Genomic DNA, 12173 nt, shown 5'->3' on the forward strand with positions numbered 1-12173 from the left:
CCAAACTGAATACAGCACTGTCAACTACACTGACAACATCCCCGTAGAGCACCGGTCGCAATCCAGCGCCCGGAACCTCTACATGACCGTCCTGAGGAGGACCCAGTGGCTAAGGCCAAGTTCGAGCGGACCAAGCCGCACGTGAACATCGGAACGATCGGTCACGTCGACCACGGCAAGACGACGCTCACCGCGGCGATCTCGAAGGTGCTCGCCGACAAGTTCCCGTCCGCGACCAACGTGCAGCGTGACTTCGCGTCGATCGACTCGGCTCCCGAGGAGCGTCAGCGCGGCATCACGATCAACATCTCGCACGTCGAGTACGAGACCCCGAAGCGTCACTACGCGCACGTCGATGCGCCCGGTCACGCTGACTACATCAAGAACATGATCACCGGTGCGGCCCAGATGGACGGCGCGATCCTCGTGGTCGCCGCCACCGACGGCCCCATGGCCCAGACGCGTGAGCACGTGCTGCTCGCCAAGCAGGTCGGCGTGCCGTACCTGATGGTCGCGCTGAACAAGGCCGACATGGTCGACGACGAGGAGATCCTGGAGCTCGTCGAGCTCGAGGTCCGCGAGCTGCTGTCCAGCCAGGGCTTCCCCGGCGACGACGCTCCGGTCGTCCGCGTCTCGGGCCTGAAGGCTCTCGAGGGCGACGAGGCGTGGACCCAGTCCATCCTCGACCTGATGGACGCCGCCGACGAGTCGATCCCCGACCCGGTGCGTGACAAGGACAAGCCGTTCCTCATGCCCATCGAGGACGTCTTCACCATCACCGGCCGTGGCACGGTCGTCACGGGTCGCGCCGAGCGCGGCACGCTGGCCATCAACTCCGAGGTCGAGATCGTCGGCATCCGCCCGACGCAGAAGACCACGGTCACGGGCATCGAGATGTTCCACAAGCAGCTCGACGAGGCCTGGGCCGGCGAGAACTGCGGTCTGCTTCTCCGTGGCCTCAAGCGCGACGATGTCGAGCGCGGCCAGGTCGTCGTGAAGCCGGGCTCCGTCACGCCCCACACCAACTTCGAGGGCACGGCGTACATCCTGTCCAAGGAGGAGGGTGGCCGTCACAACCCCTTCTACACGAACTACCGTCCGCAGTTCTACTTCCGCACCACCGACGTCACCGGCGTCATCACGCTGCCCGAGGGCACCGAGATGGTCATGCCCGGCGACACCACCGACATGACGGTCGAGCTGATCCAGCCGATCGCCATGGAGGAGGGCCTCGGCTTCGCGATCCGTGAGGGTGGCCGCACCGTCGGCGCCGGCACGGTCACGAAGATCCTGAAGTAAGTCTTCCGACACCTCACGAAGCCCCCCGGGTCCGCCCGGGGGGCTTCGTGCTGTCCGGGGATGCCGCCGGGCGCCGGACGCGTGTCCGCTCTTGCCCGGCCCGGGGCGCTCGGGCCAGACTGGCGAGAGCGGGCGGCGACGCCCGGCAGCACCCCACGAAAGGGACGGACATGGGTATCGAGGATCTGGTCAACCAGGGCAAGGACTTCCTGGAGCAGAACAAGGACAAGATCGAGGAGACGCTGAAGTCGGATCAGGCCGAGGACGTCAGCGACAAGGTCCTCGACGCGGCGGCGGAGTTCGTGAAGAGCGTCGCGCCGGACTCGGTCGACGCGAAGGTCGACGACGTGCGTGACGGGATCGACACGAAGATCGGCAACGAGTAGCCGCAAGAGCGGGACGTGGAAGGGGGGATGCCGGTCGGCATCCCCCCTTTTCCGACTCATCCGCGCGAAACGCTTGACGCCGCACCCCTTCGCCTTCTAGCGTCGCCCTTGGCGGTTGTCGTCCGATCCGGGGGGTGAGGACGGGCCGCCGATGGGCTTGGGAGCTCATCCGTCGTCGTCGGGACTTGGGGCCGGCGACACTTGGGGGCAGGTGGGGGATGGGCGCAGCACGCGTCGCTGGGGTAACGCTGTTGCGCGCCCGCCGCGTCGACTCATCGTCGACGCACTTCGCCGACCCCCACGGATGTGTCTTCGGAGGCCGCGGGGCTCTGTCCCGCACCTCGTGAGCGGGCCGGGCGTCCCCCAAGGCCCGCCCCGCTCACACCCTTCCCGGCATGCCGGCTGAAGATACGCCGAATGCGACACGCCCGAGTTTGCGACACGCCCGGGCGACACGTAGACTAATGAGGTTCCACATTCTGATGCCGCTTCGGTGTGCGTCGGATCACTGCCAGGGCAGTGCATAGGCGGCGCATGAGCGCAGGGTCCTAGGCCGCGGGTAGTCAGAACACCAATCCAAAACCCCACCCGGAGACGGGATCGCACGTGTGCGTCCGGGGGAGCGGATACCGCAGGGTGACCTGCGGATTGACATCAGAACAGCGGTGCAGCATCCATCGCCACCGCGATGGGAAGTGCCCGGCGCGCAAGCGCCCCGTGCGTCCGATGCCCCAGAGGTATGACGCGAGAAAGAGAGTGAGCAGACAATGGCGGGACAGAAGATCCGCATTCGCCTGAAGTCGTATGACCACGAGGTCATCGACACGTCGGCGCGCAAAATCGTCGACACCGTGACCCGTGCGGGCGCGACGGTCGTGGGCCCGGTGCCCCTTCCGACCGAGAAGAACGTCGTGTGCGTCATCCGGTCGCCCCACAAGTACAAGGACAGCCGCGAGCACTTCGAGATGCGCACCCACAAGCGCCTCATCGACATCATCGACCCGACGCCCAAGGCCGTCGACTCGCTGATGCGTCTCGACCTCCCGGCTGACGTCAACATCGAGATCAAGCTCTGAGGTCGACATGGCTGATATCAATTCCAAGGTTTCCAAGGGCCTGCTGGGCACGAAGCTCGGCATGACCCAGGTCTGGGACGAGAACGGCAAGCTCGTTCCCGTCACCGTCATCGAGGTCGCCCCGAACGTGGTCACCCAGGTTCGCACGCCCGAGAAGGACGGCTACAACGCGGTTCAGATCGCCTACGGGCAGATCGACCCCCGCAAGGTGAACAAGCCGCTCACGGCCCACTTCGAGGCCGCCGGCGTGACCCCGCGTCGCCACCTCACCGAGATCCGCACGGCGGATGCCGCTGACTACTCACTCGGTCAGGAGCTGACCGCTGACGGCATCTTCGAGGCCGGCCAGCGTGTCGACGTCGTCGGCACCAGCAAGGGCAAGGGCACCGCGGGTGTCATGAAGCGCCACAACTTCAAGGGCGTCTCCGCCTCGCACGGTGCGCACCGCAACCACCGCAAGCCCGGCTCCATCGGCGCATCGTCGACCCCGAGCCGCGTCTTCAAGGGCATGCGCATGGCCGGCCGTATGGGTGGCGAGCGCGTGACCGTCCTCAACCTCACGGTGCACGCCGTCGACGCCGAGAAGGGTCTGCTGCTCGTCAAGGGCGCCGTCCCCGGTGCTCGTGGCCGCATCGTCTACGTCCGCAACGCAGTGAAGGGTGCCTGATCATGGCTGACTCGACTCTCGCGCTCGACGTCCACAGCGCCGACGGCAAGAAGGCCGGCTCGGTCGAGCTTCCCGCCGCGCTGTTCGACGTCAAGACGAACATCCCCCTCATCCACCAGGTCGTCGTCGCGCAGCTCGCGGCGGCTCGCCAGGGCACCCACTCGACCAAGCGTCGCGGTGAGGTCTCCGGCGCCGGCCGCAAGCCCTTCAAGCAGAAGGGCACCGGTAACGCCCGTCAGGGCTCGATCCGCGCGCCGCACATGACCGGTGGTGGCATCGTGCACGGCCCCAAGCCGCGCAACTACTCGCAGCGCACCCCCAAGAAGATGATCGCCGCCGCCCTGCTGGGCGCGCTCAGCGATCGTGCTCGCGGCGGCCGTCTGCACATCATCGACTCGTTCGGCATCGAGGGTGCCCCGTCGACGAAGGCCGCTGTGACGGTCCTGTCGGCACTCGCCCCGACCAAGAACGTGCTGGTCGTCATCAACCGTGACGACGATCTCGCCACGAAGAGCGTGCGCAACCTCGCGTACGTCCACGTGCTGACGTTCGACCAGCTCAACGCCTACGACGTGCTCGTCTCCGACGACATCGTCTTCACCAAGGCCGCCTTCGACGCGTTCGTCGCTGCGAAGGCCGGCGCCACCGAGGAGGTCTCGGCATGAGCACCGCGAACATCGCAGTGAACAAGGACCCGCGCGACATCATCCTGAAGCCGGTCGTCTCGGAGAAGAGCTACTCGCTCATCGACGAGGGCAAGTACACGTTCCTCGTGGACACGCGCGCGACCAAGACCGAGATCAAGCTCGCCATCGAGAAGATCTTCGGCGTCAAGGTGGCTTCGGTGAACACGCTCAACCGCGTCGGCAAGGCCCGCCGCACCCGCTTCGGCATGGGCAAGCGCAAGGACACCAAGCGCGCCATCGTCACGCTGAAGTCGGGCACCATCGACATCTTCACGGCAGTCGGCTGACGGTCGGGATAGAGGACAGAAAATGGCTATTCGCAAGTACAAGCCCACGACCCCGGGTCGTCGCGGTTCGTCGGTCGCCGACTTCACCGAGATCACGCGGTCGACGCCCGAGAAGTCGCTGCTGCGCCCCCTGTCGAAGACCGGCGGTCGCAACAACCAGGGTCGCATCACGACCCGTCACATCGGTGGTGGCCACAAGCGCCAGTACCGCGTGATCGACTTCCGTCGCAACGACAAGGACGGCGTCAACGCCAAGGTCGCTCACATCGAGTACGACCCCAACCGCACCGCGCGCATCGCGCTCCTGCACTACTTCGACGGCGAGAAGCGCTACATCCTCGCGCCGAACAAGCTGTCGCAGGGCGACGTCGTCGAGTCGGGTCCGTCCGCGGACATCAAGCCGGGCAACAACCTCCCGCTGAAGAACATCCCGACCGGTACCGTCATCCACGCCATCGAGCTCCGTCCCGGTGGCGGCGCGAAGATCGCCCGCTCGGCCGGCGTCTCCGTGCGCCTGGTCGCGAAGGATGGCCCGTACGCCCAGCTGCGTCTCCCCTCGGGCGAGATCCGCAACGTCGACGCGCGCTGCCGTGCGACGATCGGCGAGGTCGGCAACGCCGAGCAGTCCAACATCAACTGGGGCAAGGCCGGCCGCATGCGCTGGAAGGGCGTCCGCCCGACCGTGCGTGGTGTCGCCATGAACCCGGTCGACCACCCGCACGGTGGTGGTGAGGGCAAGACGTCCGGTGGCCGTCACCCCGTCACTCCTTGGGGCCAGGCTGAGGGTCGCACCCGCCACGCCAACAAGGAAAGCGACAAGTACATCGTCCGTCGTCGCAACGCCGGCAAGAAGCGCAAGTAGGAGTAGAGGAAGATGCCTCGCAGCCTTAAGAAGGGCCCCTTCGTCGACGAGCACCTGCTTCGCAAGGTGGTCGTGCAGAACGAAGCCGGTACCAAGAACGTCATCAAGACCTGGTCGCGCCGCTCGATGATCATCCCGGCCATGCTGGGTCACACGATCGCCGTGCACGACGGACGCAAGCACATCCCTGTGTTCGTGTCCGAGACCATGGTCGGCCACAAACTGGGCGAATTCGCGCCCACCCGCACCTTCCGCGGCCACGAGAAGGACGACAAGAAGGGCCGTCGCCGCTGACGCGGTGGCGCTCTCAGAGAGAGGAAGAGGAGGAGTTCAAATGGTGGAATCCATCGCACGCGTCAAGCACATCCGCGTGACCCCTCAGAAGGCCCGTCGTGTCGTCGCGCTCATCAAGGGCAAGCAGGCTCAGGAGGCACTCGCCATCCTGAAGTTCGCTCCCCAGGGTGCCAGCGAGCCGATCTACAAGCTCGTCGCGGCTGCTGTCGCCAACGCCCGCGTGAAGGCGGACAAGGACGGCGAGTTCCTGGACGAGCAGGACCTGTACGTGCGCAACGCGTACGTCGACGAGGGCACGACGCTCAAGCGTTTCCAGCCCCGCGCACAGGGCCGCGCGTTCCAGATCAAGAAGCGCACGAGCCACATCACGGTCGAGCTGGCAACCCCTGAGGTCGCCGAGACCGTGACCACGACCGACAAGAAGGCGAGCAAGTAATGGGACAGAAGGTCAACCCCTACGGCTTCCGCCTCGGCATCACCACGGACCACGTGTCGCGTTGGTTCTCCGACTCCACGAAGCCGGGCCAGCGTTACGCCGACTACGTGGCCGAGGACATCAAGATCCGCAAGCTCCTGCAGACGCAGCTGGACCGCGCCGGCGTGAGCGGGATCGAGATCGAGCGCACGCGTGACCGCGTCCGCGTCGACATCCACACCGCCCGCCCGGGCATCGTGATCGGCCGCCGCGGCGCCGAGGCCGAGCGCATCCGCGCCGACCTCGAGAAGCTCTCCGGCAAGCAGATCCAGCTGAACATCCTCGAGGTCAAGAACCCCGAGGCCGACGCTCAGCTTGTCGCGCAGGGCATTGCCGAGCAGCTCTCCGCTCGCGTGGCGTTCCGCCGCGCGATGCGCAAGGGTCTGCAGGGCGCCCAGCGCGCCGGCGCCAAGGGCATCCGCATCCAGGTGTCGGGCCGTCTCGGCGGCGCCGAGATGAGCCGGTCGGAGTTCTACCGCGAAGGCCGTGTGCCCCTGCACACCCTCCGCGCGAACATCGACTACGGGTTCTACGAGGCCAAGACCACCTTCGGCCGCATCGGCGTGAAGGTCTGGATCTACAAGGGCGACCTCACCAACAAGGAGCTCGCGCGCGAGCAGGCCAACGCACCGAAGGCACCCCGTGGTCGTGACGACCGTGGCGGCGACCGTCGTCGTGGCCCGCGCAACGACGCCCCTGCCGCAGAAGGAGCATCGGCATAATGCTTATCCCCCGCAAGGTCAAGTACCGCAAGCAGCACCACCCCGGCCGTTCCGGCCAGGCGACCGGCGGCACGAAGGTCTCCTTCGGCGAGTTCGGCATCCAGGCCCTCACGCCCGCTTACGTGACGAACCGTCAGATCGAGTCCGCTCGTATCGCGATGACGCGTCACATCAAGCGTGGCGGCAAGGTGTGGATCAACATCTACCCCGACCGTCCGCTCACGAAGAAGCCGGCCGAAACCCGCATGGGTTCCGGTAAGGGTTCGCCGGAGTGGTGGGTCGCGAACGTCAAGCCGGGTCGCGTCCTCTTCGAGGTCGCGGGCGTCGACGAGCAGCTCGCTCGTGAGGCCCTGACCCGTGCCATTCACAAGCTGCCCCTGAAGGCACGCATCATCAAGCGCGAGGAGGGCGACGCGTAATGTCTGTCGGTACCAAGACGCTCGCTCCGAGCGAGCTGGACACGTTCGAGGACCAGCGCCTCGTCGAGGAGCTCCGCAAGGCCAAGGAAGAGCTGTTCAACCTGCGCTTCCAGTCGGCCACCGGTCAGCTCGAGAGCCACGGCCGCATCCGTGCGGTCAAGCGCGACATCGCGCGGCTCTACACCGTGATCCGTGAGCGCGAGCTCGGCATCCGTGCCACGCCCGCCCCCGCGGAGGTCGCGACGAAGGCGAAGAAGACGAAGGCCAAGAAGGCGGATGCCGCTGACGAGGCCGCGAAGGAAGAGGCCGAGTGATGGCTGACACTGAGAAGAAGGCCCCCGCGCCCAAGGCTGCCCCGGCAGTGAAGAAGGCGCCCGCCAAGAAGCCCGCTGCCAAGGTCGAGACCCCCGTGGTCGAGGCCCCCGTGCAGGCCAAGGGTCACGAGTCGGCTGCGTCCGACGTCCGTGACGCCGACGCCCGCGGCTACCGCAAGGCCCGCCGTGGCTACGTGGTCAGCGACAAGATGGACAAGACGATCGTCGTCGAGGTCGAAGACCGCGTGAAGCACCCGCTTTACGGCAAGGTCATCCGCCGCACGTCGAAGGTCAAGGCCCACGACGAGTCGAACAGCGCCGGCATCGGCGACCTGGTCGTCATCAACGAGACCCGTCCGCTCAGCGCCACCAAGCGCTGGCGTCTGGTCGAGATCCTCGAGAAGGCCAAGTAAGGCCCCGGCCTTCTTGGAACCCAAGGAGTAAAAAGTGATTCAGACAGAGTCCCGCCTCAAGGTCGCCGACAACACCGGCGCCAAGGAGCTGCTCACGATCCGCGTGCTGGGTGGCTCGAGCCGCCGCTACGCCGGTCTGGGCGACACCATCGTGGCGACCGTCAAGGACGCGATCCCCGGCGGCAACGTCAAGAAGGGCGACGTGGTCAAGGCCGTCATCGTCCGCACCGTCAAGTCCACCCGTCGTCCCGACGGGTCCTACATCAAGTTCGACGAGAACGCCGCCGTCATCCTGAAGAATGACGGGGAGCCCCGCGGCACCCGCATCTTCGGCCCGGTCGGTCGTGAGCTTCGCGACAAGAAGTTCATGAAGATCGTCTCGCTCGCACCGGAGGTGATCTGACCTCATGGCCAAGATCAAGAAGGGCGACCTGGTTCAGGTCATCACGGGCGCCAAGCCCGAGCGCGGCGGAGACCGCGGCAAGCAGGGCAAGGTCCTCGAGATCCTTGTCGAGCAGAACCGCATCATCGTCGAGGGCGTGAACTACGTCACCAAGCACAACCGCGTGGGCCAGTCCCAGCGCGGCACCAAGACGGGCGGCATCGAGACGATGGAAGCCCCGATCCACATCTCCAACGTCGCCGTCGTCGACCCCTCGACCAAGAAGCCGACCCGTGTCGGCCATCGCGTCGAGGACCAGACGAAGGACGGCGTGAAGCGCACCGTCCGCGTGCGCTACGCCAAGAAGTCAGGCAAGGACCTCTGAACATGAGCACCACCACTGCCGCGGCGGCTGGCAAGATCCAGCCCCGCCTGAAGCAGAAGTACCAGGCCGAGATCAAGAAGGCGCTGCAGGAGGAGTTCGGCTACCCGAACGTCATGCAGATCCCCGGTCTCGTCAAGGTCGTCGTGAACACCGGTGTCGGCGAGGCAGCTCGCGACAGCAAGGTGATCGATGGCGCGGTCGACGACCTCGTCAAGATCACCGGCCAGAAGCCGGTCGTCACCAAGGCCCGCAAGTCCATCGCGCAGTTCAAGCTGCGTGAGGGCCAGGCCATCGGTGCACACGTCACGCTCCGCGGCGACCGCGCCTGGGAGTTCGTCGACCGTCTCGTGAACCTCGCGCTGCCCCGCATCCGCGACTTCCGCGGCCTGTCGCCCAAGCAGTTCGACGGCCACGGCAACTACACGTTCGGCCTGCAGGAGCAGTCGGTCTTCCACGAGATCAACCAGGACAAGATCGATCGCGTCCGCGGCTTCGACATCACGATCGTGACCACGGCGAAGACGGATGAGGAGGGCCGCTCGCTGCTTCGTCAGCTGGGCTTCCCCTTCACCGCTCCCGAGGTCAAGGCGTAACACCACCCACCACAGGTCGGCTGCCGTGTAACGGCGTCCGAAACCTGGTGAACAAAGGAAAACACTCATGACAATGACAGACCCGGTCGCAGACATGCTGACCCGTCTGCGCAACGCGAACTCGGCGCACCACGACTCCGTGTCGCTGCCGAGCTCGAAGCTCAAGACGCACATCGCCGAGATCCTCCAGCAGGAGGGCTACATCTCCGGCTGGGAGGTCTCCGACGCCCGCGTCGGCCAGACCCTCACGCTGACCCTGAAGTACGGCCCGAACCGCGAGCGGTCGATCGCCGGCATCAAGCGCGTCTCCAAGCCCGGGCTCCGCGTGTACGCGCGGTCCACCGAGCTCCCCACGGTCCTCGGCGGCCTGGGCGTCGCGATCCTGTCCACCTCCTCCGGTCTCCTCACGGACCGTCAGGCCGAGCAGAAGGGCGTCGGCGGGGAAGTCCTCGCCTACGTGTGGTGATCTGACATGTCGCGTATCGGACGTCTCCCCATCGACATCCCCGCCGGCGTCACCGTTTCGGTGGACGGCCAGGATGTTGCGGTCAAGGGCCCCAAGGGTGAGCTCTCGCTCACCGTCTCCAAGCCCATCGAGGTCAAGGTCGAGGAGAGCCAGGTTCTGGTCTCCCGCCCCGACGACGAGCGTGAGTCGCGCTCGCTGCACGGCCTCACCCGCACCCTGATCAACAACAACATCATCGGCGTCACCGAGGGCTACACCAAGGGCCTCGAGGTCGTCGGCACCGGTTACCGCGTGGCCCAGAAGGGCGCGGCCGTCGAGTTCGCGCTCGGGTTCTCGCACCCGGTGCTCATCGAGCCCCCGGCCGGCATCACGCTGACCGTCGAGGGCAACAACAAGCTCACCGTGAGCGGGATCGACAAGCAGGCGGTCGGCGAGGCCGCCGCCAACATCCGCAAGATCCGCAAGCCGGAGCCCTACAAGGGCAAGGGTGTGCGGTACGCGGGCGAGGTCGTCCGCCGCAAGGCCGGAAAGGCTGGTAAGTAATCATGGCTGTGAAGTCGAAGACCGACGCCCGCGCGCGTCGTCACGCCCGCCTTCGCAAGAAGGTCGTGGGCACCGAGGCGCGCCCGCGTCTCGTCGTGACCCGATCCGCCCGCCACGTCTTCGTGCAGCTGGTGGACGACAGCAAGGGCCACACGCTGGCATCCGCCTCGACGCTCGAGGCCGACCTGCGTGGGTTCGACGGTGACAAGACCGCTAAGGCCCGCAAGGTCGGCGAGCTCGTCGCCGAGCGCGCCAAGGCTGCCGGTGTCGAGGCCGTCGTGTTCGACCGCGGTGGCAACCGCTACGCGGGACGAGTCGCGGCGATCGCCGACGGCGCCCGCGAGGGAGGTCTGGACCTGTGAGTGACAACAAGGAGAACGAAGTGACCGAGACGACGGCTCCGGCTGCGGCCGAGGCTCCCGTCGAGCGCGAGGCTCGCGAGCCCCGTCGCGGTGGTCGTGAGCGCAACGCCAACCAGCGTGACCGTGGTTCGCGCGACGCCGACAAGAGCCAGTTCCTCGAGCGCGTCGTCACGATCAACCGCGTGTCGAAGGTCGTCAAGGGCGGTCGCCGCTTCAGCTTCACGGCGCTGGTCGTCGTGGGCGACGGCAACGGTCTGGTCGGCGTCGGCTACGGCAAGGCCCGTGAGGTCCCCCTGGCGATCTCGAAGGGCGTCGAAGAGGCCAAGCGCAACTTCTTCCGTGTGCCGCGCGTCGGCTCCACCATCCCGCACCCGGTGCAGGGCGAGGCCGCTGCCGGCGTCGTGCTCCTGCGTCCGGCCGCTGCCGGTACCGGTGTCATCGCCGGTGGTCCGGTGCGCGCCGTGCTCGAGTGCGCCGGCATCCACGATGTCCTCTCCAAGTCGCTCGGCTCGTCGAACACGATCAACATCGTGCACGCGACCGTCGCGGCTCTGAAGAGCCTCGAGGAGCCCCGTGCCGTGGCCGCCCGTCGTGGTCTTGACTACGACCAGGTCGTGCCGGGCATCATCATCCGCAACGAGGCCAAGGCCGCGGCTGCGCAGAAGGCAGGTGTCTGATGGCTAGCCGCCTGAAGGTGACCCAGGTCAAGTCCAAGGTGAGCGAGAAGCAGAACCAGCGTGACACGCTGCGTTCCCTCGGTCTGAAGCGGATCGGCGACTCCGTCGTCCGTCCCGACGACGCGCAGACGCGCGGCTACGTCAAGACCGTCGCGCACCTCGTGAAGGTTGAGGAGATCGACTAATGGCTGAGAAGAAGGACGAGACGGTCGAGGCCGTCGCGGCCGAGAAGGCCGCCCCGAAGAAGGCCGCTGCCCCGAAGAAGGCTGCCGCCCCGAAGAAGGCCGCCGCCAAGCCGGCTGCCGCGAAGGCGGAGAAGGCCCCCGCGAAGAAGGCGGCGTCCAAGGACGCCCCCGCTTCGCGCCCCGGTGTGCTCAAGGTGCACCACCTGCGTCCGGTCCCCGGATCCAACACCGCGAAGACCCGTGTCGGTCGCGGTGAGGGCTCCAAGGGCAAGACCGCCGGTCGTGGCACCAAGGGCCAGAAGGCCCGGTACCAGGTCAAGGTCGGCTTCGAGGGTGGGCAGATGCCCCTCCACATGCGTACGCCGAAGCTGCGCGGGTTCAAGAACCCGTTCCGCGTCGAGTACCAGGTGGTCAACCTCGACAAGCTCGCCGAGCTGTACCCGTCCGGTGGCGACGTCACCGTGACCGACCTCGTCGCCAAGGGTGCGGTCCGCAAGAACGAGAAGGTCAAGGTGCTCGGCACCGGCGACATCTCGGTCAAGCTCACCGTGGCCGTCGACAAGGTCTCGGGTTCGGCCGAGCAGAAGATCGTCGCCGCGGGCGGTTCGATCAAGTAGTCCAGCGGCAGGGGTCGGAGGCGAGCCTCCGGCCCCTGTTGCCGTACTCTGGTAGACGGTGTC

The 12173-nt window shown here is 66.7% G+C and carries 22 protein-coding genes; all 22 read left to right on the top strand.

Annotation, left to right across the window (positions count from 1 at the left end):
• Nucleotides 1-105: 105 nt before the first annotated feature.
• The 22 genes from tuf to rplO all read left to right on the top strand — a co-directional run bounded on the left by tuf (nucleotide 106) and on the right by rplO (nucleotide 12110).
• Complete coding sequence (gene tuf / locus QZL85_RS10450; RefSeq protein WP_295576556.1) at nucleotides 106-1299, top strand: elongation factor Tu; 1194 nt, start codon at nucleotides 106-108, stop codon at nucleotides 1297-1299.
• A 170-nt stretch (nucleotides 1300-1469) separates the two neighbouring features.
• Nucleotides 1470-1685: an Rv0909 family putative TA system antitoxin gene (locus QZL85_RS10455; protein WP_295576557.1), complete on the top strand. Its 216-nt coding sequence runs from the start codon at nucleotides 1470-1472 to the stop codon at nucleotides 1683-1685.
• A gap of 767 nt (nucleotides 1686-2452) precedes the next feature.
• On the top strand, nucleotides 2453-2761 hold the full coding sequence (rpsJ, locus tag QZL85_RS10460) for a 30S ribosomal protein S10 (RefSeq protein ID WP_005050520.1): 309 nt from the start codon (nucleotides 2453-2455) through the stop codon (nucleotides 2759-2761).
• 7 nt (nucleotides 2762-2768) lie between these two features.
• A complete protein-coding gene (gene rplC, locus QZL85_RS10465) occupies nucleotides 2769-3428 on the top strand; it encodes a 50S ribosomal protein L3 (RefSeq protein WP_295576558.1) in 660 nt (219 codons plus the stop codon).
• A 2-nt stretch (nucleotides 3429-3430) separates the two neighbouring features.
• The gene (gene rplD, locus QZL85_RS10470; protein ID WP_295576560.1) at nucleotides 3431-4093 is read left to right on the top strand and encodes a 50S ribosomal protein L4; all 663 of its coding nucleotides are present in this window, start codon (nucleotides 3431-3433) and stop codon (nucleotides 4091-4093) included.
• Nucleotides 4090-4401, top strand: coding sequence for a 50S ribosomal protein L23 (rplW, locus tag QZL85_RS10475; RefSeq protein ID WP_295576561.1), 312 nt, complete (start codon nucleotides 4090-4092; stop codon nucleotides 4399-4401). Before rplD ends, rplW begins: the two co-directional genes overlap by 4 nt.
• 22 nt (nucleotides 4402-4423) lie before the next feature.
• Nucleotides 4424-5263 carry a 50S ribosomal protein L2 gene (gene rplB, locus QZL85_RS10480; protein ID WP_028496529.1) on the top strand — a complete coding sequence of 280 codons (840 nt, stop codon included), beginning with the start codon at nucleotides 4424-4426 and terminating at the stop codon, nucleotides 5261-5263.
• Between the two features lie 12 nt (nucleotides 5264-5275).
• Nucleotides 5276-5557, top strand: a complete 282-nt coding sequence (gene rpsS / locus QZL85_RS10485) for a 30S ribosomal protein S19 (RefSeq protein ID WP_017201589.1) — start codon at nucleotides 5276-5278, stop codon at nucleotides 5555-5557.
• A gap of 40 nt (nucleotides 5558-5597) precedes the next feature.
• Entirely contained in the window at nucleotides 5598-5993 is a 396-nt protein-coding gene (gene rplV / locus QZL85_RS10490; RefSeq protein WP_295576562.1) for a 50S ribosomal protein L22, read from the top strand.
• Complete coding sequence (gene rpsC, locus QZL85_RS10495) at nucleotides 5993-6754, top strand: 30S ribosomal protein S3 (RefSeq protein WP_295576563.1); 762 nt, start codon at nucleotides 5993-5995, stop codon at nucleotides 6752-6754. Before rplV ends, rpsC begins: the two co-directional genes overlap by 1 nt.
• Nucleotides 6754-7173: a 50S ribosomal protein L16 gene (gene rplP / locus QZL85_RS10500; protein ID WP_025102402.1), complete on the top strand. Its 420-nt coding sequence runs from the start codon at nucleotides 6754-6756 to the stop codon at nucleotides 7171-7173. The genes rpsC and rplP overlap by 1 nt, the downstream gene beginning before the upstream one ends.
• Nucleotides 7173-7487, top strand: coding sequence for a 50S ribosomal protein L29 (rpmC, locus tag QZL85_RS10505; RefSeq protein ID WP_295576564.1), 315 nt, complete (start codon nucleotides 7173-7175; stop codon nucleotides 7485-7487). Before rplP ends, rpmC begins: the two co-directional genes overlap by 1 nt.
• Nucleotides 7487-7900: a 30S ribosomal protein S17 gene (gene rpsQ, locus QZL85_RS10510; RefSeq protein ID WP_295576566.1), complete on the top strand. Its 414-nt coding sequence runs from the start codon at nucleotides 7487-7489 to the stop codon at nucleotides 7898-7900. Before rpmC ends, rpsQ begins: the two co-directional genes overlap by 1 nt.
• Nucleotides 7901-7934: 34 nt before the next feature.
• Entirely contained in the window at nucleotides 7935-8303 is a 369-nt protein-coding gene (rplN, locus tag QZL85_RS10515; protein ID WP_028496524.1) for a 50S ribosomal protein L14, read from the top strand.
• 4 nt (nucleotides 8304-8307) lie between these two features.
• Nucleotides 8308-8667 (top strand): 50S ribosomal protein L24, encoded by a 360-nt coding sequence (rplX, locus tag QZL85_RS10520; protein ID WP_295576567.1) that lies wholly within the window; start codon nucleotides 8308-8310, stop codon nucleotides 8665-8667.
• Between the two features lie 2 nt (nucleotides 8668-8669).
• A complete protein-coding gene (gene rplE / locus QZL85_RS10525) occupies nucleotides 8670-9260 on the top strand; it encodes a 50S ribosomal protein L5 (protein ID WP_295576568.1) in 591 nt (196 codons plus the stop codon).
• Nucleotides 9261-9327: 67 nt separating this feature from the next.
• Nucleotides 9328-9726 (top strand): 30S ribosomal protein S8, encoded by a 399-nt coding sequence (rpsH, locus tag QZL85_RS10530; protein ID WP_295576569.1) that lies wholly within the window; start codon nucleotides 9328-9330, stop codon nucleotides 9724-9726.
• Nucleotides 9727-9732: 6 nt separating this feature from the next.
• Nucleotides 9733-10269, top strand: a complete 537-nt coding sequence (rplF, locus tag QZL85_RS10535; RefSeq protein WP_295576570.1) for a 50S ribosomal protein L6 — start codon at nucleotides 9733-9735, stop codon at nucleotides 10267-10269.
• Nucleotides 10270-10271: 2 nt separating this feature from the next.
• Nucleotides 10272-10631, top strand: a complete 360-nt coding sequence (gene rplR / locus QZL85_RS10540) for a 50S ribosomal protein L18 (RefSeq protein ID WP_295576572.1) — start codon at nucleotides 10272-10274, stop codon at nucleotides 10629-10631.
• Entirely contained in the window at nucleotides 10628-11308 is a 681-nt protein-coding gene (gene rpsE / locus QZL85_RS10545; RefSeq protein WP_295576573.1) for a 30S ribosomal protein S5, read from the top strand. Before rplR ends, rpsE begins: the two co-directional genes overlap by 4 nt.
• Nucleotides 11308-11493, top strand: coding sequence for a 50S ribosomal protein L30 (gene rpmD / locus QZL85_RS10550; RefSeq protein WP_028496517.1), 186 nt, complete (start codon nucleotides 11308-11310; stop codon nucleotides 11491-11493). The genes rpsE and rpmD overlap by 1 nt, the downstream gene beginning before the upstream one ends.
• On the top strand, nucleotides 11493-12110 hold the full coding sequence (gene rplO / locus QZL85_RS10555) for a 50S ribosomal protein L15 (protein WP_295576574.1): 618 nt from the start codon (nucleotides 11493-11495) through the stop codon (nucleotides 12108-12110). Before rpmD ends, rplO begins: the two co-directional genes overlap by 1 nt.
• Nucleotides 12111-12173: the final 63 nt, after the last annotated feature.

The sequence above is a fragment of the uncultured Microbacterium sp. genome, assembly GCF_900078385.1.
GTDB lineage: Bacteria > Actinomycetota > Actinomycetes > Actinomycetales > Microbacteriaceae > Microbacterium.

Bases quoted from the DNA above. Each gene is read 5' to 3' on its own strand.
- QZL85_RS10455 (WP_295576557.1), top strand. From the start codon at position 1,470: ATGGGTATCGAGGATCTGGTCAACCAGGGCAAGGACTTCCTGGAGCAG.
- rpsJ (WP_005050520.1), top strand. From the start codon at position 2,453: ATGGCGGGACAGAAGATCCGCATTCGCCTGAAGTCGTATGACCACGAG.
- rplC (WP_295576558.1), top strand. From the start codon at position 2,769: ATGGCTGATATCAATTCCAAGGTTTCCAAGGGCCTGCTGGGCACGAAG.
- rplD (WP_295576560.1), top strand. From the start codon at position 3,431: ATGGCTGACTCGACTCTCGCGCTCGACGTCCACAGCGCCGACGGCAAG.
- rplW (WP_295576561.1), top strand. From the start codon at position 4,090: ATGAGCACCGCGAACATCGCAGTGAACAAGGACCCGCGCGACATCATC.
- rplB (WP_028496529.1), top strand. From the start codon at position 4,424: ATGGCTATTCGCAAGTACAAGCCCACGACCCCGGGTCGTCGCGGTTCG.
- rpsS (WP_017201589.1), top strand. From the start codon at position 5,276: ATGCCTCGCAGCCTTAAGAAGGGCCCCTTCGTCGACGAGCACCTGCTT.
- rplV (WP_295576562.1), top strand. From the start codon at position 5,598: ATGGTGGAATCCATCGCACGCGTCAAGCACATCCGCGTGACCCCTCAG.
- rpsC (WP_295576563.1), top strand. From the start codon at position 5,993: ATGGGACAGAAGGTCAACCCCTACGGCTTCCGCCTCGGCATCACCACG.
- rplP (WP_025102402.1), top strand. From the start codon at position 6,754: ATGCTTATCCCCCGCAAGGTCAAGTACCGCAAGCAGCACCACCCCGGC.
- rpmC (WP_295576564.1), top strand. From the start codon at position 7,173: ATGTCTGTCGGTACCAAGACGCTCGCTCCGAGCGAGCTGGACACGTTC.
- rpsQ (WP_295576566.1), top strand. From the start codon at position 7,487: ATGGCTGACACTGAGAAGAAGGCCCCCGCGCCCAAGGCTGCCCCGGCA.
- rplX (WP_295576567.1), top strand. From the start codon at position 8,308: ATGGCCAAGATCAAGAAGGGCGACCTGGTTCAGGTCATCACGGGCGCC.
- rplE (WP_295576568.1), top strand. From the start codon at position 8,670: ATGAGCACCACCACTGCCGCGGCGGCTGGCAAGATCCAGCCCCGCCTG.
- rpsH (WP_295576569.1), top strand. From the start codon at position 9,328: ATGACAATGACAGACCCGGTCGCAGACATGCTGACCCGTCTGCGCAAC.
- rplF (WP_295576570.1), top strand. From the start codon at position 9,733: ATGTCGCGTATCGGACGTCTCCCCATCGACATCCCCGCCGGCGTCACC.
- rplR (WP_295576572.1), top strand. From the start codon at position 10,272: ATGGCTGTGAAGTCGAAGACCGACGCCCGCGCGCGTCGTCACGCCCGC.
- rpmD (WP_028496517.1), top strand. From the start codon at position 11,308: ATGGCTAGCCGCCTGAAGGTGACCCAGGTCAAGTCCAAGGTGAGCGAG.
- rplO (WP_295576574.1), top strand. From the start codon at position 11,493: ATGGCTGAGAAGAAGGACGAGACGGTCGAGGCCGTCGCGGCCGAGAAG.